Source organism: Luteolibacter sp. LG18 (assembly GCF_036322585.1).
GTDB lineage: Bacteria > Verrucomicrobiota > Verrucomicrobiia > Verrucomicrobiales > Akkermansiaceae > Luteolibacter.
In genome coordinates, this window is sequence record NZ_AP024600.1 from 76,073 (window position 1) to 96,477 (window position 20,405).

Sequence of the window (20,405 nt, forward strand, 5' to 3'; positions counted from 1 at the left end):
CCGGGGAGTCATCAATCCGCACGCCGCAGCCGGTAAAAGGCGCTCCCGGGCGAAGCGACCGGCTCGAAGACAATCCGCCACTGGTCCGTGGTCTCGCGCGAGGCCACGAGACCGGGCGATTGCAGCTGGGGGTCCTCGTCATACCGCCACAGCACCTCCCACGGATCCAGAACCCCGAGGTCCCGCGATGCCTCCAAGGCCAGCCCGTGGCCTAGCGCGAACTCGGAGACCGGAAACGAAATCCCGCGCCGGCCCGGAGCGGTCGGACGGACCCCGAGGCCGCCGGAGGAACCGATGGCCAGATTCGGATCGCCGCCGAGCATCATCCGCCAGCGGAGATCCAGCCCCGGCCCGGCAGGCTGGTCACCGGACATCGCGAGCTGGTGGAACCAGCGCTTCTCCCAGGCATCGCTCATGCCATCGCCATCGGCGTCCACCGGTTCGAGGCGGAAGCAGGTGATCACCGCGGCATGGTCGGAGGGCCAGGTATTGTCCGCCGCCACACTGGTCGGCTGGCCCTTGCCCACCGTGGTCTCGATGGCGGTGTGGAAGAGGTCCGATGCCATCACCGACACCGCCGCCCCCTTGTAGTAGACGAAGTCGATGCGGTCCTTCACCTCGAAGTCCCGCAGCAGCGGCGTCCAGCTCAGGCCCGGCACCGCCACGGGATCGGGGTGCTTCACGCGGAAGGAATCCTTCATGCCCGCCGCGGCCACCGCCAGGCTGCACGGCCACTCGACATGGCCGATGCCATTGTGGCGCGCGGCGGTCGCCGCGGTCCAATCGAGATGCGAGGACGAATTGAAATCCCCGGTCAGGAACACCGGAGTCCGGTCCGCGTCCGCCAGCACCGGAGCCATGATCTGGAGCAGCGTGTTCACATTCTCCGGTCTGGACGACCGCATCTCCTCGGCCAGGGCGCTTTCCGCCGTCGCCCCGCTCACCGCGGCCGCCACCAGCGCGGAGTAGTTCGCGGAGAGGTAGCAATTGTAGACGACCACCTCCCGGAGCGGGTCGTCGGCCAGTCGCAGGCGGCCACCCTGGCCGCCGCCCCCGCCGGGGAGCGTGCCCACCACCGGATAGCGGCTGATCATCTGGGCCCAGCCGTTGCCGGGAGGAACGTAGAACCACCCGAGCGCCTCGGCGGCCCGGCGGGCCTTGTCGCCGCCGGATTCCTGGAGGCACACCACATCGGCATCCGCGAGCACGATCGACTCGATCCCCTTGCGGAATCCATCGTTGATCGGCTCCCAGCGCAGCAGCGTGTTGTAGCTCATGATCTTGAGCTGGCCGACATGCTCGCCGCCCGGCGGAAAAACCCCGATCTCCAGTACGACATCCGCCGTATGTCCCAGCAGGTCCCGCGCGCGGAGCGTGAACCGGGCCAGACCCGCGTCGGCCGCGGCCGGTGTCCCGCCAAGGCCGCCATCCGCGGAAACCGCGAGCCACGAGGGCCCGGCGACCTTTTCAAACGAAAGGACATCACCGGGATCGGAGACATACGCGGAGATACGGCCGGTGTAGGCGCTGCCCGTCACGGCATGGCGCGTCCGCACCGTGGGCGTCAGCCAGCGCGGGGCGGCGGCGGTGCCGGCCGAGGTGATCTTCAGTGGCACGGGACCCGCCACCGTGTGGTAGCCGTTCGTGAGGAACCACACCTCGTAGTCGCCGGGAGGACCGAAGTGGCGGTCGAAGACCACCGTGCCCTTGCGCGCATCCTCCACGCCGGTGCGGGTGCCGCTGGTCCGGAGGTAATCGAGATACCATTGGGAATCCGCCGGAGTCGTTCCCGCCGGGAAAATCGCGATCCAATCGTTCGCCAACCCCGGACCACCTTGGAAGGAAACCTCGATGTTCCCGCCATAGGGCACCTGCGGATGCACCAGGCTGACGGCGGGCGCATCGACCTGGAACGAAGCCGGACCAGCCAGCACCGTGGCCCCATTCGACCCGAGAAACCAAGCGCCGTAGGCACCGGGGGCGAGCGCGAGCCCCGTGAAGGTCACCGAGCCCGCACCGAGGCCCGCCCCCGCGGTGGTGGAGCCATTCACATACCGCCACGCGAGCGGAGACGCGCCCGCGGAGGGCGAGGTCCCGGCGGAATAGATCGCCACCCGATCGGTCGCCGCGCCACTCCCGGCGGCGAACGAAACCACGACCGGTTCCCCGGGCGAATAGGCGGTCTTGCCCACCTCCACGATCGGATGCGCGGGGATTTCATCGAAGACGAGGTTGTCCATGCCGAGGTAGGTGACACTGCCGCTTTCATGGAAAAGTTCGAGCACAAGTGTCTGTCCCGCAGCCCCCTTGAAGGCCGGTGAAACGGTGTCCCGGCCACTCGTCGAGCGGGTCCACACCCCTTGGGCCAACACGTTGTTGGCGGTATCCCGGATGAACCAGTCCACCGTGTGCGGCTGGTCATGGGCGATATCGAGATCGAAGGAATCGATCGACACCCCCGCGTCGTCCGCGGGATCGAACGTGATGTAGCCATGGCGCGATCCGCCCGCCTTGCCTCCATCGAGTTGGATCGCGCCGCCCCGGCCGCCGAAGTTCACATACGTGTCGAAACCGGAGCCGGAGTCACCACCCTGCCCGCTCCATCCCACCGCGATGTGCGGGGTTCCGTTGATGCCATGCCCTCCCGGAGTGGCCGTCCAGTTCACGCCGCTCGCGGACACCTGCGAGGCGTAGGAGGGATGGCCGGGAAGGGCGGCATTGTTGGCAGTGAAGCCATCGTTGTGCACGCGGGTCGCGGCTCCGGCCGGCACCAGCGATCCGGACAGCAGGAGAGGGCACAAGCCCGACATCCATTTTCTCAAGAACTGTGATCTCATCAACCCGACATGATCCGGCGGAACCCCGGCCCGCCAACCGTCCAAAAAGCCCTTCCACACGGCAAAATCGACGCCTCCCTCCCGGAGCCGATTTTGCCACGGAGCGCGGCGATTCGGCCGATTTACCGCGGCGCGCGGCGGATGGGAGCTTCGGCACCCCATGAAATCCACCCACCTCCTGTTGCGCGGCGTGTGCCTCGCGTTCGGCTGCACCGGCATCTCCAGCGGTGCCACGCTGCTCACCAACGAAGGCTTCACCACCAACAACCAGCTCTTTCCCGGCGGTGCCACCTACGGCTCCAATGCCAGCGCCACCACCTCCAATTGGACGGTGACCACCGGCATCGCGAACATCACTGGCACTCCGGACATCCAGGTGGCGTGGAGCAGCACCGCGACCGGCAACTCGGGCATCGGCTTCGACACCTTCGCGAACTTCACCACCCACGGGAAAGTCATCCAGCTCGATGGGACCGGTGGCGGAGCCCAGCCACAGTTCCAGATCCTCTTCACCCCCACCGCGGGCAGCAGCGCGTATCTCCAATCATTCGACCTCATCTCCGGCAACACCGCCGCGAAATCCGTGAGCTGGTCCCTTTCCGGGACCACCAGCGGCACCATCGCCTCCGGCCTGTGGACCGCGAACAGCGACATCCAACAAACCATCAGCGTGGCGGCGGGCGGCACGACGGGCGAAGCCCTGACGCTACTACTCACCGGCACCACCGGCCCCACGACTTTCCTTGGTTTCGACAATCTCTCCTACGACCAGGTTCCGGAGCCCGGGGCGGCAGGGCTCGCCGCCTTGGCCGGCTGCGGATGGCTGCTGAAGCGGCGGCGGTGACCCGCAGCCGTGTGCGGTTACATCGACCTCCGCAAAGCGGACGGACGCAACCCCGTCTCCCGATGGAAAAAGCGGCTCAGCTCGTTCAACGATTCAAATTTCATCTCCCGCACGATGTCCGCCAGCGGCAGTTCGGTGGAGCGCAGGAGATGGCTGAGATGTTGGAGCCTCACCCGCTTGATCTCCTGTTTCGGGCTGCGGCCCAGCAGCGCGGCGAAGCGGACCTTGATGGTGGTGGGAGACAGGCTGCTCTGCTCGCAAAGCTCCGACACCCTCAGGGAATCGTGCGGTGCCAGCAGGCGGATGCGGCGGACGATCTCCCGGATGTCGGGATCCGGAATCGCAAGCGTGTCCGTGGAATCCCGCGCCACGAGATCATGAACCGGGACCACGTGGCGGGTCTCCGCCAACACCTCGCCCGCCATCTGCCGGGCCAGCAGATCGGCGGCGAGCCGACCGACCTCCCGCCCCGGATAGCGGATGCTGGTGAGCGTGGGCGAGGTGGTGAAACACTGCGCCGGATCATCGCCAAAGCCGATCACCGCCACGTCATCCGGCACCCGGAGGCCAAGCGCCTCGGCCGCCTGCAGGGTGACCGCCGCGAGCGAATCATCCACCACGAACAGGCCGCACGGCTTCGGGAGCCCCGCCAGGAATTCCATCGCCTCGCGCTGCACCGCCCTCCATGTGCCGGATTTCCACAGCGGCCTCCCCTTCAGGTAATGCACGATGGGCTCGAGGTGGAAGTCCGCCAGCCGGGACAGGAATCCGCCCAACCGCTCGCGGGAATACACCCGCATCCCCGGTGCATGCTGCGGATCCCGGTGCAGCGCCTCGCCGCGCCCGAAGAAAGCGAAATTCGAAAACGCGCAATCGATGAGATGATCCGCGGCCAGTCGACCGATCGCCGCGTTGTCGGTGACCACCCGCGGATAGCCATGGTCCGGCCCCTCGGTGCTGGTGAGCACCACCGCGGTCCCGCGGCGGCGGTAGTTCGCCAGCTCCTCGTCCGTCGCCCGGAACAGAATGAGCCCGTCCCCTTTCCAATCCCCGTCAATGCGGCGCGCCCGCATCTCCCCGAAGAAACTGTTCTCCGTCACCAGCTTCCACTGCCCGGACTCCCGCATCTGGTCGACCACCCCTTCCAGCACCGGATGGCCGAACGCACACCATACCGGAAAGCGGACACCGACCAAAGGGCGACTGGATGGGGAGGACATCGGAACTCAAAGCTCCCCTCCCCTCACAGCCACCGCAAGCATCAAGCCATCCCCGGCGCTTTGGACATGCCATCGGACGGAAATGCCGTCCTTCCTTGGCCGCATTTGAAACCGTCATGCCTACGGATTCAGGAGCCTTTGAAAATCAGCATCCGTCGACCTTCCAACCGCTTTTCTAACATCGCATTTAAGAGCCCGGGAAGTTTCATTTTCATTAAATACTTATCAGTCACCTTTTCAGACACCGCGCAACCAACTCATTTTCAACAATCCAACCCAACCAAAAGCATCTGATAGCCCGCTCACGTGATCGCGTGCTTGGCGATTTACATAATTGTGAGAGGATGAGCGCGGTTCACCCTCCCCCCACTCACCACCATGAAACCCCCAGTGCTTTTCGGCACGGTCGCCCTGACCCTGACTTGCGCGAGCTCCCTGCTCGCCCAGGATCTATCAGGTGCCAGCCGGCAGTTTGAAAACGGCTCGGCCTCTCCGGATGCCATCGCAGCCAAAGGTTTCTCCACCGGTTCGCCGATCCAGCCACTGGTTGGCATCTCCCCGGAATCTTTCTCGAAGGACCAGCCGTGGTATCTGGTCCAGGATCCAGCCTCCCTCGGCTTCTCCGAAGTGCCGGTCGTGACGCGCCCGTGGTCGCTGGAATCCCAGCTCCGCAAGAACGCCGCGCCGTTCCTCAAGTCCGTCGATCGCAACCGCGGCGGCGGCATGCTGGCCATGGCGGCGAACCACGCCCCGGCCAAGGAACTGAACTTCGCCCTCTCGCTGCTGGCCGCGATGTATCGCGCCGACTCCGACACGACCAAGGCTCCCGCCGCGGACACGCTGGAGTATGCCCTGAGCATCCGCCACCGCATCCACGAGGATCCCTCGAAGCTGCTGGAAATCGTGGCCGCCGAGGTGACCGCGAATCCGGACCGCGTGTGCGAGATCGTGAAGGCCGCCATCAAAGCCACCGAAAACGACAAGGCCTCGATCGCCAACATCGTCGAAACCGCCGCGACCTCCAAGCCGGACGCCATGCGCCTCGCCGCCCAGTGCGCCGTGGCCGCCGTGCCCGAATCCCTCTCCGACGTCCAGGCCGTGCTGGCCAAGCTCGACCCGGCCTCCGGTGACTGGCGCAAGCACAGCTCGAAGTCCAAGGACAGCAAGGATGCGAAGGACGCCAAGGAAGGCGAGGTCGCTCCCGCGATCGCTCCGCCGAACCCGCTGGACCTTCCGCCGCCACCGCCACCGCCGCCGATCCCACCGATCCCGCCGCCCCCGCCGCCTTCGACGAACACCCAGTTCCGCCACGGCCACGGCAATAGCTGAACTTCCCGAAATCCCGACTCGGTCCTCCGGTCGGGATTTTTGTTTCAGCCCCTGCCACGGACAATTCGTGGTTCCTATCGGAATGGCCGCCGTCCACGATGGCCAGGCCGCTGCCATGGAAACCTCCGCCCCTGCCACCGCTGACGCCGCTCCGGAGGAAGTGCGGCTGTGGGGAATCCCGGATCGCACCGACTGGGCGAAGGGCTTCCAGCTCCGGGCCCGCACCCGGCCCCTCTTCCGTCGGCTCTTCCCGTGGTTGCTGGCGGGTGCCTATCTGGTGCTACCCATCCTCGCCTTTGAAACCAACCCCGAGGCCACCTTCGTCCTGGTGGTCGGCTTCGTGGCCGTGGTGCTGCGTGTCCGCAGGGGTCGGAACCAGCGGCTGGACCGGATCATGGCCAAGGCCGCCAGAACCGGAGTCTGCCCGCTCTGGCGCTTCATCCCGGAGGGCGTCCACATCCAAGGCGTCGGCCACGAGTTCTTCTACGAATGGTCGACCCTCGATGCCGTGGCGGCGGATGATGACCTGGTGATCCTGATGGCGAACCGCTACACCATCGAGTGCATCCCCGGCCGCTTCTTCAGAAGCCCCGAAGACACCACCCGCCTGCTGGATCTGGCGCGCGGGGCCGGACTGCCGGTGACGGACTACCGGAAAGCCAAGCCCCAATCATGATCCCCACCCCTTCCCCATTTCCCGAGGACGGTCCGGTGATCCGGGTCCACGGCCTGCCATCGGCGGCCGAGTGGAGGCATGCGATCCGCCTTTTCCGCCGCGCTCAATACACGCTCGGGCGAAAGCTGGCGCTCGCCTACTTCTATGGTCTGATCGCCCTCGGATGGATCTATGCTTGGCGCCATGAAGAGCTGCGCGTGATGTGCTACATTTTTCCCGCCACGCTCACTCTGTTGATCCTTGGCTCCCGGTGGTACACCGCGATCGTATTGAGGGAATCCCTCGCGAAACGGGACCGGATCGGAGGTGAGGACGAATGGACGTTCAGCTCCACCCGGGTCCTGCGCGTGCTCGGCGTGAACCATGCCACCCACGATTGGCGCTATCTGGAACAGGCGGTGATTGCCAATGACATGCTGCTGCTGTTTCCGACCTCCACCGCATGCCATTGCATCCCGCTCCGCTGTTTTGCCAACCCGGAGGACATGGCCACCGTCGCCGGCTGGGCCATGGCCGCCGGCGTGCCGCTGCGCGATCTCAGGAAAGGAACGCCGTGAGCGGACTGGTCGCGATCGCTCGGTCCTCGGCTTCCGGCAAACCAATCTCATAGGCCTCGCGGCCCGCCTCGACGGCCTTCTTGAAGGCGATGGCCATCTTCACCGGATCGTTCGCGATGGCGATGGCGGTATTCACCAGCACGGCATCGGCGCCGAGTTCCAAAGCTTCCGCCGCATGGCTGGGAGCGCCGATCCCGGCATCCACCACCACCGGCACGATGGCCTGCTCGATGATGATGCGGATCTGGTCGCGCGTGGCCAGGCCGCGGTTGCTGCCGATCGGGGCACCGAGCGGCATCACGGTGGCAGTGCCCGCTTCCTGCAGGCGCTTCGCCAGCACCGGATCGGCGTTGATGTAGGGCAGCACGGTGAAGCCTTCCTTCACCAGGATCTCCGCGGCCTTCAGCGTTTCGATCGGATCGGGCAGCAGGTAGGTGGGGTCCGGATGGATCTCCAGCTTCACCCACTTCGGCAGGCCCGCCGCCGCGGCGAGGCGGGCGAGGCGCACGGCCTCCTCCGCGTTCATCGCGCCGCTGGTGTTCGGCAGAATCAGATATTTCTCCGGATCGATGAAATCGAGGATGTTCGCGTAGGGATCGTGCCCGCCGGAAAGGTCGGCGCGGCGCAGCGCCACGGTCACGATCTCCGCGCCGCTGGCCACGAGCGAATCGCGCATGGCTTCATTCGAGGGGAACTTCCCCGTTCCCACGAACAAGCGGGAGCGGATTTCACGACCGGCGATGACGAGCGGCTGGGACATCTTGTGGGCGGGACTGTGGGGAATGCCCGCCCCGCATGCAAGCGGAGCGTTCCACTGGACTCCGTCTTCGGCCGGGAGTTTCCTTCCACCATGATTCCCACCTACTGCTGGCGGTGCCAAATGGTGATCCCGATGCTCGACGAGGAGGAATGGGAGCAATTGGCCCCATTGCTGACGGAAGTCGTCACGAAAGCGCAAGAACTCCGGAAACAGCAGAAACTATCCTTGCAGGAGGCCCTTGCCACCGCCCAACAGCCCGCCTTGGACGCGTATCGGCAGAGGACGGGATTTCACGAAACTTGCTTCGACGCCTTGTGGCACCATCGCCGGTCGCTCCATGGGCCGGATTGCCCTGCATGTGGCATTCCATTCCGAACACCCGAAGCCACGTTCTGTGCTGGATGCGGCTTTCGGAAAAACGAATCTTGATGCGCCCTTCCGCCCATAACCCCGAGTAGTTCCGTGACGACTCAAGCATCGGACCCAGCCTCCTGTCCGCTTTGCGGACAAAACAACCACTGCGGCGCGCTCCTCGGCGTCCGCTGCTGGTGCATGGACGTGACCATTCCGCCCGCGCTGCTCGACCTGGTGGCGGAGGAGGACCGGCGCCGCGCCTGCATCTGCCGGGAGTGCGTGGAGAAAAGTAGCGTAAGCATTCCTGCTTGCGAGCGGGAGGAGTAGACCGCTGCCAAAGGATCGGCATACCTTGGCACGCCCTCTTCGTACGTAGTTCCTCCTTCAGGAGGGCGGGGAGGACAACATTGAATCCTAGATGCCGGTCATTCAGAGTCATGCTCCGGAGCGCGAACGGTCTGGTGTCCGCCAAGGGATCACGTGCTTCACACCACCCTCCTGAAGGAGGAACTACATACGAAGAAGGCACCTCGACGGAGCGTTCCAACCAAAATCAAAACAAAACAGCCGCCGGATGGCCGGCGGCCGTTTTCAAATACGATACACGCCGTAGTTACTTCGGCAACAGATCCTTCACCGCGTCGCGTTCCTCCTGGAGCTCCTTCACGGAGGCGTCGATCTTCTCGCGGCTGAAGGCGTCCACGGGCACGCCCTGGACCACCTCCCACTTGCCGTCCTCGATCGTGCGGATCGGCATCGAAGCCATGAGGCCCTTCTCGATGCCGTAGGAACCGTCCGAACACACCGCCACCGAGTGCCAGTCGCCGGCCGGGGTCGGGGTGATGAGGCTCTTCACCGTGTCGATGGCGGCATTCGCGGCGGAGGCCGCGGAGGACGCGCCGCGGGCGGCGATGATGGCCGCGCCGCGCTGCTGCACGGTCTTGATGAAATCGTTCTTCAGCCACTCCACGTGCGAGATCACGTCGGTCACCGGGCGGCCGTTGATCTTCGCGTTGGTGAAGTCCGGATACTGGGTGGCGGAGTGGTTGCCCCAGATGCAGAGGTTGGTGACCTTCGAGTGGTGCACGCTGGCCTTCTTCGCGAGCTGGCTCTTGGCGCGGTTCTCATCGAGGCGGGTCATGGCGAAGAAGCGCTCCTTCGGCACGCCGTCCGCGTTGTTCATCGCGATCAGCGCGTTGGTGTTGCACGGGTTGCCCACCACCAGCACGCGCACGTCCTTCGCCGCGTTGCGGGCGATCGCCTTGCCCTGGCCGGTGAAGATCTTGCCGTTGATGCCGAGCAGGTCGCCGCGCTCCATCCCGGCCTTGCGCGGCACGGAGCCCACCAGCAGCGCCCAGTTGGTGCCGCGGAAGCCCTCGTTCAGATCGGCGGTGGGCACCACCTCGCGCAGCAGCGGGAAGGCGCAGTCATCGAGCTCCATCACCACGCCGTTGAGCGCGGGCAGCGCGGGCTCGATCTCGATCAGCCGCAGGTTCACCGGCTGGTCCGGACCGAAGACGGCGCCGGAAGCGATGCGGAAAAGGAGCGCGTAGCCGATCTGCCCGGCGGCGCCGGTGATGGAGACGGTAATGGGATCTTTCATGGTAATGCTTGTTAGCCGGAGATGTCGCCTAGCATCTAGACCCCGCGCCATCCGCGGTCAACCGGGAAGCGGTTTCCACGCTGGAAAGAACCGGGAATCCATGCGACTCTATCAGCATGCCAGTCCTGCTCGTGGATCGCGATCCGGTGTTGGTTTCCATCGACCAGCAGCGGCTTGCCGATCTCGGCATTCCTTCCGCCGTGATCCACGACCACGCGGAGTCTTTCTACGGCCCGCGGGGAGTCATGTGGCTCTCGCTGGCCGTGCCGGAAGGATGGCAGGAGGCCCTGCCGGATGAACTGCCGGTCCAGGAGGAATGGGATGCCGCGGCTTGGGAGCAGGCCCAGCAGGATTCCTCGAACGAACGCCCCGAACACAGCCGCCCGATCTCCATCACGGCCTGCATCGGCTGCGGCGTCGTGCTGGCCGGCCTCTGCTGGATCGGAATCGACGGCGCCCCCTTGGCTGGAAGGATGTATGAACTCTCCAAGGAACCCGGAGCCACCCCGTTCCAAGACCGGATCGTGTGGCTCCATTTGCAAAACGCGATCCCACTGCTGGGGCTGGGCGCGGTATGCGGCTCCTTGGCATCGGCCATCGGCCAATGCCTCGGGAGCTCCGTGGGCCGTGTGCTCCTGGCGGCCCTGCTGGCATTCTTCTACTACGGCTTCCCGCTCCTGTTCGCCGCGCTGATCGCCTATTTCTCGGACTGAAACCGGCCCGGGAAGCCGGAGACCCCCGTAAAATTTGGAGTTGCCAAGCATCCCCACCGGCCGCATCTTTCCGTCGTTGGATCGACAGGGCGGCGGCTTTCGTTTCTGAACCGCCCGAGGGGTTTCCGCCTCCTGTGTCTCGCATCGTGGCAGACGGCAGGTTTCAGATTCCCCGGCTTGTCGCAATCGTTCCGCCGTTGTGCCCCCGTGCACCCGGAACATCCTCCCATCTTCACCTTTTCAACCCGACCCGAATCATTCATGGCCGGTCACAACAAGTGGTCCAAGGTCAAACACATCAAGGCACGCGTGGACGTCATCCGCGGCCGGGTGTTCAGCAAGTGCGCCCACGAGATCGCTCTCGCGGCCCGCGCCGGCGGGGGTGATCCATCCACGAACTCGCGCCTGCGCACCGCCATCGACAACGCCAAGGCCGTCTCCACGCCGAAGGAAAACATCGAGCGCGCCATCAAGAAGGGCACCGGCGAACTCGGTGGCACCGCCATCCAGGAAGTCACCTACGAGGCCTACGGCCCGTCCGGCACCGCCTTCATCATCGAGATGGCCACGGACAACATCAACCGCACGGCCCAGGACATGCGGACGATTTTCACCAAGAACAACGGCAGCGTCGCCACCCCCGGCAGCGTTTCCTATCAGTTCGACCGCAAGGGCGAGATCCGCCTCGCCGCCGAGAGCGTGGCCGAGGACCGCATCATGGACGTGGCCATCGAGGCCGGTGCCGATGACGTCCAGAGCGACGAATCCGAGCACATCCTCTACACCGCGCCGAACGAGCTCGGCACCGTGGCCAACGCCCTGCGCGCCGCCGGCCTGCCGCCGGTTTCCGAAAAACTCGTCTCCATCGCCCAAAATCCCGCCGTGGTGTCCGACCTGGAGACCGCCAAGCAGATCCTGCGCCTCTACGACATTCTCGACGACTACGCCGACACCCTGAACGTCTTCACCAACTTCGAGGTGGCCGACGACGTGCTTGAACAACTCGGCGACTGATTTCCATTCCACCCGCTTCCGGATGATCCACGACTTCAACGAGGAAACCCTGCTGCCGTTCGACTCGATCGAAACGACAGGAGAAGGCTCCGCCCCGGCCCGCAAACGCGCCGCGAAAAAAGCCGCCGCCAAGAAAACGGCAGCCAAAAAGACCGCCGCGAAAAAGACCGCGAAAAAGACCACCGCCGCCACGGATGAGGTCGCCGCTCCGGCCCCCGCGCCCGAACCGCCCGCCGCCGCTCCCGTTGCCACCGCGGATACCGCCGAGGCCGCCCCGGTGAAAAAGAAAGTCGCCAAGAAAGCCGCCAAGAAGGCCAAGGCCGCGACCTCCGAGGAAGCGCCCGCCCGCGAAACTTCTCCGGCACCCGTCTCGGAACCCGTGCAGCGCGAGTTCATCGCCGCTCCGGAACCCGCCCGCGAAGCCCCCCGTCCGCCCGCCCCGCGCGAGGACGATTCCTTTTCCAACAACGCCAACAGCGACGACCAGCCCCGCAAATACGGTCGCGTGCCCGGCGGTGGCCCGGTGAACCAACAGCGGGAACCGCGTGAGCCCCGCGAACCGCGGGAACGCCCGCAGGACCCACCGCAGAACCGCGAGGGCGGCGACGGCCATGGCCCGCAGGACGGCCAGCGCGACAGCCGCAGCAAGCGCCGCCGTGACAAGCGCAAGCGCCGCCGCGAACGCGAGCGCGACCGCCAGAGCGATCCGCGCGGCGAAGGCCTGGACTCCCGTCAGAGCCACCCTCAGGATTCCCGCCAAGGCCAGCGCCCCGATCGCGGCGATCGGAATGAACGCCATGACCAGGGCGAGCGCCGCCAGCCGCAGCCGCAGCAACCGCAGTTCTCCGGCCCGAAGGTCGAGGTGAACGGCATGCTGGAGCTCGCGCCGAAGGGTTTCGGTTTCCTGCGTGTCCCGGAAAAACGTTTCGAACAGGCCCGCGACGACGTCTTTGTTCCGCCGGAAGCGGTCCGCCGCCACGGCCTCCGTGTCGGCCACTGGATCCATGGCATCGCCCAGGAAGGCCCGCGCGGCCCGCAACTCATCGAGATCACCTCCATCAACGGCCTGCCGCCGGAGGAATCCCGCCGCCTGCCGATGTTCGAGGAGCTCAAGGCGATCAACCCGAACAAGCGCATCAGCTTCGAAACCACCCCGGACCGCTTCACCACCCGCGTGGTGGACATCATGGCCCCGGTCGGCCGTGGCCAGCGCGGACTGATCGTCTCCCCGCCCCGCTCCGGCAAGACCACGCTCCTCCTCCACATGGCGGAAGCGATCCGTGAGAAATACGACGAGACCCTGCACCTGATGGTGCTGCTGGTGGACGAGCGCCCGGAGGAAGTCACCGAATTCCGCCGCGCCCTGCCCGGCGTGGAAATCTACGCCAGCTCGAATGACGACGGCTCCCGCAACCACTGCCGCATCGCCGAGCTCGCCATCGAGCGCGCGAAGCGCTTGGTGGAAGCCGGCAAGGACGTCTTCCTGCTGATGGACTCCATCACCCGCCTCGCCCGCGCCTACAACCACGGCATGCGCCAGCACGGCCGCGGCACCGGCTCCGGCGGCATCACCGTCGGCGCGCTGGAAGTCCCCCGCCGCCTCTTCGCCGCCGCCCGCAACACCCGCGGCGGAGGCTCGCTCACGATCCTCGCCACCGCGCTGATCCAGACGAACTCGAAGGCGGACGAAGCCATCTTCCAGGAGTTCAAGGGCACGGGTAACATGGAACTCGTCCTCGATCGCAAGATCGCCGAGAACTACATCTACCCCGCCGTGGACATCTTCAAGTCCGGCACCCGCCGCGAGGAACTGCTGCTGGCGGACCACATGCTCCACAAGATCCACCTCATCCGCCGCGGCCTCTCCGGCCACCGCCCGGTCGAGGCCATGGAGCGCCTGCTGTTCTTCCTGAAGAAGTTCCCGAACAACCCGCAGATGCTGCTCGAGATCAAGGGCTGATCCCGCCCGCGGAACGATCCCTCACCCCACGGCGTCCTGGCAACAGGACGCCGTTTTTATTGCTCGTGGCTATTTACCAGTGTCCATGACCACGAGCACCCGCTTTACCGACCAGCCGGTCCCCGCGACGATCAATCTCCCCGTGTCCTTTTGCGAGATACCGCTGAAATCGGGCACTCCATCGGCTTGAATGGATTCGAATGCGATCACCTTCACCTTCGTGCTCGTTTCCGTCCCGACCACCGAGTCGAACCGCCTCCTCGCTCCATCACCGAAAAAGGAAACTCCGACGCGTTCCTTGAAATCCGTATCGTCCAGACGGAATGCAAACCACTGAGGAGGCGACGCCGCCAACTTGGAACCGGCGGGACCAAGCGGAAGCTTTTTGACGACGAGGGTCGTCTCGAAACACTTTCCAAACCCATTCCCGAAGTAGGACGTTACCTTGATGTCCTCTCCGGCCATGCCGACGACCATCCATGCCAGCCAGCATGCGACCACCCTCAGCCCCCAAGCGATTGGATTCATGGGGGCATCATGGCTCAAAATGCCATTCGTGGCGATCCTTCGGCTTTCAAAAGCCCCGCGCAGCCTCCGTGTCGACGCGATCCGGAACCAACTGCCACCCCGGCAGCACGCATAACCCCAGCGCATACGCCGCGAGCCCGCCCGTCAGCAACCACGCCCCCTCCCGGAACTCACGGGTCAGGGTCGACGGCCACGGTGTCCGGAAGAGTTCGAAACGCGCTCCACCAAACACCATTTCCCCCCCGCCCGTTAGCAACACCCGGTGGGAACATTCCCACACCACCATCCCCAGAGTAACGGCGGCGAACAAAATCCGGCACATCCAGCGGATGCCCGGCGACTGCCGCAGCGGGCGAATGAGCCAGGGCGTCGCGACGATGAAAAGGCCCGCCGCAATCAAGCAGGCGGCCCCCAACGGCCGCACCAGCTCCGGCAACCGGCCGATCCAGTCCTTCCACACCTGCGTGCCGATGCCCACGACCTCCCAATCCAGAGTCTCTGCGGTTTGGTTTGGCCCCAGCTCCAGGGAAATCCGCCACGCCGCTCCTGGAAAGAATTGCGCGGAAATCAACAGGACGATGGCCGCCACAAACAAGCGGCGGGCGATTCTCTCCCTGGCTGCGGCACGCTCCACTCGGCGACCTTGATTCCCCCGCTCCTCCCTTGGGAGCGATTTCGTCACCGCTTCCAAAATCCCCGCGGTCTTCGCATTGCGGGGGCGGGCGACCGGGTCCATGCTCCCGGCCGTGAACGATCCCATCGAGGTGGAAGTGCTGGAAGTCGACGGCGTGGCCCCGCAGTCCCAGGCTGCCGAGGCCCAGCCGGAGCCGACCCAGTCTTCCTGGCAGCAGGCGTGGCAGGGCCGCGTCAAGCAGCTCGACATGCGCTGGTGGCCGCTGTGGGTGATCCTCGGGGTGATTGCCCTGTTCCTGCTCCTCACCGTCGGCGTGGTCGTCGGGGTGCTGCTGCTGGTCCTGAAGATCGTCGGCGGGCTCGTCGGATCGGTGCTCCGCTTGCTCGCCGGGCCCGTCACCGACACCCGCCTGCGGCGCTGAAAACGGGGACGATTGCGCACGGCTTGCGCCGATGAAATCGCTTCATTGGGGATTTCGCGACAAGTTATTCACAACGGAAATCCGAACTAATTTGCCGCCCCCGCCGTGGAACTCCCGTGGTAGAGGCATTTCGCATTTTCCCGGGGTCAGTCCTTCGCGAATCGCAAAGGTTGTGAACAACTTGTGAGGAAGCGCGAGCAAGCTCGAAAAGCCGATCTATTTCACTCAATACAAGCCACTTGCGACAGCACCATCGAACACCCCAACATCACGACCGGTGAACAACTGTTGGGATCGAGCGCAGGCCTTTTGTTAGAGCCGCGCCATCGCGCAATTTGCGCGGTTCCGGTACCCCCGTTTCAGCGGCGATTCCGAGTGAGTTGTGGAGATGTTCGCGAGTTATTCACAATGGCCTGCGAGATGGGTAATTCCGCCTCCACCGAAATCCGATCCGCTCAAGCCCACTGGCTTTCAGTCCTCCTCCACCTGGCAGGAGGCCTCTTTCTCCGCCTTCCGGCGGGCGTAGTAGAGGATGATGCCGCCGGTCATGAGACCCGCGATGACGATCCACCAGAACATCGGTTTCACGAAGCCAGGGAGGTCGACATTCATGCCGAACAGCCCGCCGAGGGCGACCAGCGGCAGGAAGAACCCGGCGAGCAGGTTCAGGCGGAAGACGATCCGGTTGAGCTTGTCGGCGGCGAGCGATTGCTGCTCGGCGCGCTCGGCCTGCCAGAACTCCAGGGTCAGCCGGGTATCGGCGTGCAGCAGATCCGCGGCCCGCTCCACATCCACCGCCCGGTCCCGCAGCGAGCGGATTTCGCGGTCATCCTGATCCACCTCCAGCACCTGCCCGAGCGATTGGACGAGATTCCGCGACGCCCGCGCCAGCGGACCGGCGTGGCGGAGGATGCCGAAGATCTCCCCGGCGGTGTCCGCCTCATCCACCACCGCGGCGTGGGAATCGATGGCCTCGGCATAGCGGTCGAGGAGCTGTTCCAGCGCCAGCAGACCCGCCTTGCCATCCGGGCCGATCCATTTTCCATCCCGCCGCTTCCAGAAAAACAGGGCCTCGCGGCTGGCGCTGCCCACCACCGGCACCTCGTGGGCCACCAGCAGCAGCTCGCCATCCCCCACCATGCAACGCTGGTGGCCGGGCCGGTTGCTGATCTGGTCCATCAGGACCGGTTCGCAATCGAACTGGGTGGGCAGGAAGGTGGCTTCCGGGAGCGCGGGCATGTCGGTATCATGCAAGGGGCCGCGGGGCTGTAAATCTTGAAGGAAGTTCCGACTTCGTGACGTCCCTAACCACCAATTGCGATTTACCATTCCCGTCCCATCGCCTTTCATCGGCCCGTTCATGTCACAACGACTCTCCGCGTTCCTGACCCTCCTGGTTTGCCTCATCCTGCTCGCCTTCCCCGCCCGGGTGATGGCGGATGGCGAGGAGGAGGAGGACTCGCCGGTACCAAAGGCCACCGTCGAGCTTTCCCACGCCAAAGCGGTGGTGCGCCTCTATGAGCCTGATGAAAGCCCGCCCCGGGCAATCTTCATCTTCGGCTCCGGGGACGGCGGCTGGTCGCCCTGGGAAGACACCATCGCGCAATGGATCAAGGATTCCGGCATCTACGTCGTGGGCTTCGATTGCCGCGAATACGCCGAGAAGGACTACGACCAGGACACGCTGGGCAAGGACATGGCGAAACTGGCCGCCGACGCCGCCGGCCGCTGCAATGGCGAGGACGTGCCGGTCATCTACGGCGGCTGGAGCATGGGCGCGGTGCAGGCCGTGGCCGCCGCCGCCTCGAAATACCACCCGCCCCGCCTCGCTGGCGTGATGATGCTCAGCGCGGACAGCCGCGGCCGCTATGGCCTGCGGGAAAGCGACGAACTCGGCCTGAAGAGCCCGGAAGGCCCCGGTACCTTCGGCCTCTCCGATTTCACCAACGACGTCAAGGACCTCCGCATCGCCCAATTCCACGGTGGCTCGGACTTCATGGCCTCCACCGCCTGGATCCTCACGCTCCAGTCGAAACGCGCCCTCTACACCAAGCCCGGTGCGAACCACGGCTTCGACGGCCCCGACGACGACTTCCAGGACTGGATCAACCGGGGCGTCGACTGGGTGCTCGGCGACGACACCAAGGCCGATCCCCCGCCCCACACCGAGCTGCCCTTCGGCCTCTCGCCGATGTGGCCCGCCGCCGCACTCGCCATCGCGCTGTCCATCTTCTTCATCTTCTCCAAGAAGCACTCGATCCGCATCCTCGTCGTCGCGATGGCGGTCATGGGCTTGGCGGACCTTTCCGAATCCCTCTTCACCAAGCCGCCGCTGGTGATGGCCTGGATGCAGCAGTGGGTGCCGCTCGGGGTCACGGAAAAGAGCCGCCTGCTGCTTCTCATCTCCGGCATCACCTTGCTCGCGCTGGCCCGCGGCCTCGGCCGCCGCAAGCGCATCGCGTGGTGGCTGGGCCTGGTGATGCTCGCGGTCTCCGCGGTGCTGCATCTTTCCCGCGCCTTCGATTGGCACCACGCGCTGGCCGCCGTGGTCCTGCTGGTGCCGCTGATCCGCTGGCGGAAGGAGTTCATCGCCCGCTCGGACGCCTCCTCGCTGCGCCTCGCCCTCGGCCTGGCCTCGCTCCTCGCGCTCGGACTCTTCATCTACGGCGCCTTCGGCTTGAAACAGTTCAGCGACCGCCGCGAGTTCGGCGAAGAACTGTCGTGGGGCGATTGCGCGAAGGGCTCCGTCCAGGCCCTGCTGCTCCGCAAATCGGAATACGACCAGGATGGCAGCCGCGCCGTGCGGAATTTCCTGCGCACCCTCCGCGGCGGTAGCCTGCTGAGTTCGTTCCTCGTGCTCGGCCTGATGCTGCGCCCGGTCCTCCAGCGCCGCTTCCCCACCGGCACCGATGAGGACCGCGACAAGGTGGACAGGCTCATCCTCCGCCACGGCACCGACCCGATGGACACCTTCGCGCTGCTGCCGGACAAGCGCTACTTCTTCACCAAGGAGGAGGACGGCGTGGTGGCCTACGCGCTGTGGCGGAACTTCGCCGTGGCGCTGGCCGATCCGATCTGTGCGCCGGACAAGCGCCAGGAGATGATCCACGCCTTCAACCGCTTCGCCCGCCGCCAGGACTGGGTGCCGATCTTCTACTGCGCCCACACCGCCAACCGCGCGATCTACGAGGAGGAAGGCCTCGTCACCTTCAAGGTGGGCGAGGACGCGCGCCTCAAGCCGGACGAATTCACCCTCCAGGGCGGCAAGTTCCAGAACCTCCGCACCGCCGGCAACCGCGCCCGCAAGGAAAACATGACCTTCACCTGGTACGACGCCAAACCCTCGCCGGACCACGGCATCGAGGCTCAGATGAAGCTGGTCTCGGACAACTGGCTGGACGCGAAACACGGCGGCGAGATGACCTTCGACCTCGGGGCCTTCGACCTCGAATCGATCCGCAACCGCGGCGCCGGGGTGGTTCGCAACGCCGAAGGCCGCGTCGAGGCCTTCGCCACCTGGCTGCCCTACAAGCAGGGCACCGGCCGCACGCTCGACCTGATGCGCGGCACCGTGGAGGCCCGCAACGGCGGCCTGATGGACTTCCTGATCCTCGAAAGCATCAACCATTTCCGCGCCGAGGGCGTCACCGAGATCAGCCTGGGCAATGCCCCGCTCGCCGACGTGCGCACCGAGGAGGACGGCGAGCCGAACCGCCAGGAAAAGGCCACCCGCTTCCTGTTCGAGAACTTCGACAAGTACTACGGCTACAAGTCGCTCTTCAGCTTCAAGCGCAAGTACCACCCGGATTGGCAAGGCCGCTACCTCGCCTACCCACCGGGTACGCCGCTGCCGATGCTGGGCCTCGCCATTGCCGGGGTCCACCTGCCGGGGGGCTTCCGCGCGCTGCTGAAGAGCTGATCGATTGCCCGCCCACGCCACGTAACGGGCGGGTCATGTCGCTCTTTGTCCGCTCGCTCCGCTGTCTGGCCACCGCCTTCGTCCTCTCCGCCCTCCCTGCCACCGCCGCCGAATGGAACGGCTACGAGCAGGTGAACTTCCAGGTGGAGGGGAAGAACGCCATCCTCGTGAAACCGAAGGCCCCGGCCCCGGGGAATCCGTGGATCTACCGCACCGAGTTCTTCGGCCATGAGCCGCAGGGCGACATCGCCCTGCTCGCGAAGGGCTGGCACGTGGCCTACCTTCAGATCAACGACATGTACGGCGCACCACCCGCCGTGGCGCTGATGGACAAGTTCCACGACGAGGTGGTGAAGACCCATCATCTCAACAACCGCGTGGTGCTGGAAGGCTTCAGCCGCGGTGGCCTCTACGCCGTGAACTACGCCGCCGCCCATCCGGAGAACACCGCCGGGCTCTACCTCGATGCCCCGGTGCTCGACATCCGCTCGTGGCCGGGCGGCAAGGGCACGGGAAAGGGTGATGCCAAATGCTGGGCCCAGGCACTCGCCATCTACCAGCTCACCGAGGACACCGCCAAAACCTTCACCGGCAACCCGCTCGACAAGGCCGAGAGCCTCGCCAAGGCCAAGATCCCCGTGATCGCCGTCTGCGGCGATGCCGACAAGGTCGTGCCCTTCCCCGAGAACACGAAACTCTTCGAAGAGAAGTACAAGGCCGTCGGCGGCACCATCCAGGTGATCGTGAAGCCGGGTGTCGACCACCACCCGCATTCGCTGAAAGACCCCGCCCCAATCGTGGATTTCCTCGTCAAAAACGCGGTGCTGAAATAACCCGCCATTTTCACCCCGCCGAAAAGCCCGTTTCCGCTCCGGAGACGGGCTTTTTCCGTTCCAACCCAATGATTCCACGGTTCTTGCGTCCGGCGCGGGTTTGCGGAAACCTGTTGCCGCTCCCACCGGGCCTGTGCCCGGGAGGGTCCGGAAACCCCGGAATTGCCATTGCCCAACCCCGACTCATACCCCATAACCCCGCC

General features: G+C 65.4%; 18 protein-coding genes. 11 read left to right on the top strand and 7 right to left on the bottom strand.

Going from position 1 to position 20,405, the window contains the following annotated elements:
• Nucleotides 1–11 precede the first annotated feature (11 nt).
• The gene (locus llg_RS00275) at nucleotides 12–2,810 is read right to left on the bottom strand and encodes an endonuclease/exonuclease/phosphatase family protein (RefSeq protein ID WP_338287487.1); all 2,799 of its coding nucleotides are present in this window, start codon (nucleotides 2,808–2,810) and stop codon (nucleotides 12–14) included.
• Between the two features lie 187 nt (nucleotides 2,811–2,997).
• Between llg_RS00275 and llg_RS00280 the strand changes: the two genes are divergently transcribed.
• On the top strand, nucleotides 2,998–3,681 hold the full coding sequence (locus llg_RS00280) for a hypothetical protein (protein ID WP_338287488.1): 684 nt from the start codon (nucleotides 2,998–3,000) through the stop codon (nucleotides 3,679–3,681).
• Between the two features lie 17 nt (nucleotides 3,682–3,698).
• Here llg_RS00280 and llg_RS00285 read toward each other — a convergent pair whose 3' ends face one another.
• The gene (locus llg_RS00285; RefSeq protein WP_338287489.1) at nucleotides 3,699–4,901 is read right to left on the bottom strand and encodes a substrate-binding domain-containing protein; all 1,203 of its coding nucleotides are present in this window, start codon (nucleotides 4,899–4,901) and stop codon (nucleotides 3,699–3,701) included.
• A gap of 378 nt (nucleotides 4,902–5,279) precedes the next feature.
• Here llg_RS00285 and llg_RS00290 point away from each other — a divergent pair, with 378 nt between their 5' ends.
• From llg_RS00290 to llg_RS00300, 3 genes are all read left to right on the top strand, one after another.
• Nucleotides 5,280–6,230 carry a hypothetical protein gene (locus llg_RS00290; RefSeq protein WP_338287490.1) on the top strand — a complete coding sequence of 317 codons (951 nt, stop codon included), beginning with the start codon at nucleotides 5,280–5,282 and terminating at the stop codon, nucleotides 6,228–6,230.
• Nucleotides 6,231–6,312: 82 nt separating this feature from the next.
• Nucleotides 6,313–6,906 carry a YcxB family protein gene (locus llg_RS00295; RefSeq protein WP_338287491.1) on the top strand — a complete coding sequence of 198 codons (594 nt, stop codon included), beginning with the start codon at nucleotides 6,313–6,315 and terminating at the stop codon, nucleotides 6,904–6,906.
• Entirely contained in the window at nucleotides 6,903–7,463 is a 561-nt protein-coding gene (locus llg_RS00300) for a hypothetical protein (protein ID WP_338287492.1), read from the top strand. Before llg_RS00295 ends, llg_RS00300 begins: the two co-directional genes overlap by 4 nt.
• Here the strand turns inward: llg_RS00300 and llg_RS00305 are convergent.
• Nucleotides 7,444–8,223 carry a thiazole synthase gene (locus tag llg_RS00305; protein ID WP_338287493.1) on the bottom strand — a complete coding sequence of 260 codons (780 nt, stop codon included), beginning with the start codon at nucleotides 8,221–8,223 and terminating at the stop codon, nucleotides 7,444–7,446. The genes llg_RS00300 and llg_RS00305 overlap by 20 nt on opposite strands.
• 462 nt (nucleotides 8,224–8,685) lie before the next feature.
• On the opposite strand from llg_RS00305, the gene llg_RS00310 reads away from it, so the two are divergent.
• Nucleotides 8,686–8,904 carry a cysteine-rich CWC family protein gene (locus llg_RS00310; RefSeq protein WP_338287494.1) on the top strand — a complete coding sequence of 73 codons (219 nt, stop codon included), beginning with the start codon at nucleotides 8,686–8,688 and terminating at the stop codon, nucleotides 8,902–8,904.
• Nucleotides 8,905–9,190: 286 nt separating this feature from the next.
• Here llg_RS00310 and llg_RS00315 read toward each other — a convergent pair whose 3' ends face one another.
• Nucleotides 9,191–10,180 (bottom strand): malate dehydrogenase, encoded by a 990-nt coding sequence (locus llg_RS00315; protein ID WP_338287495.1) that lies wholly within the window; start codon nucleotides 10,178–10,180, stop codon nucleotides 9,191–9,193.
• A 116-nt stretch (nucleotides 10,181–10,296) separates the two neighbouring features.
• Here llg_RS00315 and llg_RS00320 point away from each other — a divergent pair, with 116 nt between their 5' ends.
• The 3 genes from llg_RS00320 to rho all read left to right on the top strand — a co-directional run bounded on the left by llg_RS00320 (nucleotide 10,297) and on the right by rho (nucleotide 13,867).
• The gene (locus llg_RS00320; protein ID WP_338287496.1) at nucleotides 10,297–10,893 is read left to right on the top strand and encodes a hypothetical protein; all 597 of its coding nucleotides are present in this window, start codon (nucleotides 10,297–10,299) and stop codon (nucleotides 10,891–10,893) included.
• A gap of 261 nt (nucleotides 10,894–11,154) precedes the next feature.
• Nucleotides 11,155–11,907 (top strand): YebC/PmpR family DNA-binding transcriptional regulator, encoded by a 753-nt coding sequence (locus tag llg_RS00325; RefSeq protein ID WP_338287497.1) that lies wholly within the window; start codon nucleotides 11,155–11,157, stop codon nucleotides 11,905–11,907.
• Nucleotides 11,908–11,929: 22 nt separating this feature from the next.
• Nucleotides 11,930–13,867 (top strand): transcription termination factor Rho, encoded by a 1,938-nt coding sequence (rho, locus tag llg_RS00330; RefSeq protein ID WP_338287498.1) that lies wholly within the window; start codon nucleotides 11,930–11,932, stop codon nucleotides 13,865–13,867.
• 69 nt (nucleotides 13,868–13,936) lie between these two features.
• On the opposite strand, the gene llg_RS00335 is transcribed toward rho, so the two are convergent.
• Together llg_RS00335 and llg_RS00340 are read right to left on the bottom strand one after the other, a co-directional pair.
• Nucleotides 13,937–14,395 carry a hypothetical protein gene (locus llg_RS00335; protein WP_338287499.1) on the bottom strand — a complete coding sequence of 153 codons (459 nt, stop codon included), beginning with the start codon at nucleotides 14,393–14,395 and terminating at the stop codon, nucleotides 13,937–13,939.
• A 46-nt stretch (nucleotides 14,396–14,441) separates the two neighbouring features.
• Complete coding sequence (locus llg_RS00340; protein WP_338287500.1) at nucleotides 14,442–15,131, bottom strand: hypothetical protein; 690 nt, start codon at nucleotides 15,129–15,131, stop codon at nucleotides 14,442–14,444.
• 10 nt (nucleotides 15,132–15,141) lie between these two features.
• On the opposite strand from llg_RS00340, the gene llg_RS00345 reads away from it, so the two are divergent.
• Nucleotides 15,142–15,450, top strand: a complete 309-nt coding sequence (locus llg_RS00345) for a hypothetical protein (RefSeq protein WP_338287501.1) — start codon at nucleotides 15,142–15,144, stop codon at nucleotides 15,448–15,450.
• A gap of 471 nt (nucleotides 15,451–15,921) precedes the next feature.
• On the opposite strand, the gene llg_RS00350 is transcribed toward llg_RS00345, so the two are convergent.
• Nucleotides 15,922–16,689: a CorA family divalent cation transporter gene (locus llg_RS00350; protein WP_338287502.1), complete on the bottom strand. Its 768-nt coding sequence runs from the start codon at nucleotides 16,687–16,689 to the stop codon at nucleotides 15,922–15,924.
• 121 nt (nucleotides 16,690–16,810) lie between these two features.
• Between llg_RS00350 and llg_RS00355 the strand changes: the two genes are divergently transcribed.
• Entirely contained in the window at nucleotides 16,811–19,369 is a 2,559-nt protein-coding gene (locus llg_RS00355) for a phosphatidylglycerol lysyltransferase domain-containing protein (RefSeq protein ID WP_338287504.1), read from the top strand.
• Nucleotides 19,370–19,404: 35 nt separating this feature from the next.
• Nucleotides 19,405–20,202 (top strand): alpha/beta hydrolase, encoded by a 798-nt coding sequence (locus tag llg_RS00360; RefSeq protein ID WP_338287505.1) that lies wholly within the window; start codon nucleotides 19,405–19,407, stop codon nucleotides 20,200–20,202.
• Nucleotides 20,203–20,405: the final 203 nt, after the last annotated feature.

Bases quoted from the DNA above. Each gene is read 5' to 3' on its own strand.
- llg_RS00360 (WP_338287505.1), top strand. From the start codon at position 19,405: ATGTCGCTCTTTGTCCGCTCGCTCCGCTGTCTGGCCACCGCCTTCGTC.
- llg_RS00290 (WP_338287490.1), top strand. From the start codon at position 5,280: ATGAAACCCCCAGTGCTTTTCGGCACGGTCGCCCTGACCCTGACTTGC.
- rho (WP_338287498.1), top strand. From the start codon at position 11,930: ATGATCCACGACTTCAACGAGGAAACCCTGCTGCCGTTCGACTCGATC.
- llg_RS00275 (WP_338287487.1), bottom strand. From the start codon at position 2,810: ATGTCGGGCTTGTGCCCTCTCCTGCTGTCCGGATCGCTGGTGCCGGCC.
- llg_RS00340 (WP_338287500.1), bottom strand. From the start codon at position 15,131: ATGGACCCGGTCGCCCGCCCCCGCAATGCGAAGACCGCGGGGATTTTG.
- llg_RS00295 (WP_338287491.1), top strand. From the start codon at position 6,313: ATGGCCGCCGTCCACGATGGCCAGGCCGCTGCCATGGAAACCTCCGCC.
- llg_RS00335 (WP_338287499.1), bottom strand. From the start codon at position 14,395: ATGAATCCAATCGCTTGGGGGCTGAGGGTGGTCGCATGCTGGCTGGCA.
- llg_RS00315 (WP_338287495.1), bottom strand. From the start codon at position 10,180: ATGAAAGATCCCATTACCGTCTCCATCACCGGCGCCGCCGGGCAGATC.
- llg_RS00325 (WP_338287497.1), top strand. From the start codon at position 11,155: ATGGCCGGTCACAACAAGTGGTCCAAGGTCAAACACATCAAGGCACGC.
- llg_RS00305 (WP_338287493.1), bottom strand. From the start codon at position 8,223: ATGTCCCAGCCGCTCGTCATCGCCGGTCGTGAAATCCGCTCCCGCTTG.
- llg_RS00280 (WP_338287488.1), top strand. From the start codon at position 2,998: ATGAAATCCACCCACCTCCTGTTGCGCGGCGTGTGCCTCGCGTTCGGC.
- llg_RS00300 (WP_338287492.1), top strand. From the start codon at position 6,903: ATGATCCCCACCCCTTCCCCATTTCCCGAGGACGGTCCGGTGATCCGG.
- llg_RS00320 (WP_338287496.1), top strand. From the start codon at position 10,297: ATGCCAGTCCTGCTCGTGGATCGCGATCCGGTGTTGGTTTCCATCGAC.
- llg_RS00355 (WP_338287504.1), top strand. From the start codon at position 16,811: ATGTCACAACGACTCTCCGCGTTCCTGACCCTCCTGGTTTGCCTCATC.
- llg_RS00350 (WP_338287502.1), bottom strand. From the start codon at position 16,689: ATGCCCGCGCTCCCGGAAGCCACCTTCCTGCCCACCCAGTTCGATTGC.
- llg_RS00285 (WP_338287489.1), bottom strand. From the start codon at position 4,901: ATGTCCTCCCCATCCAGTCGCCCTTTGGTCGGTGTCCGCTTTCCGGTA.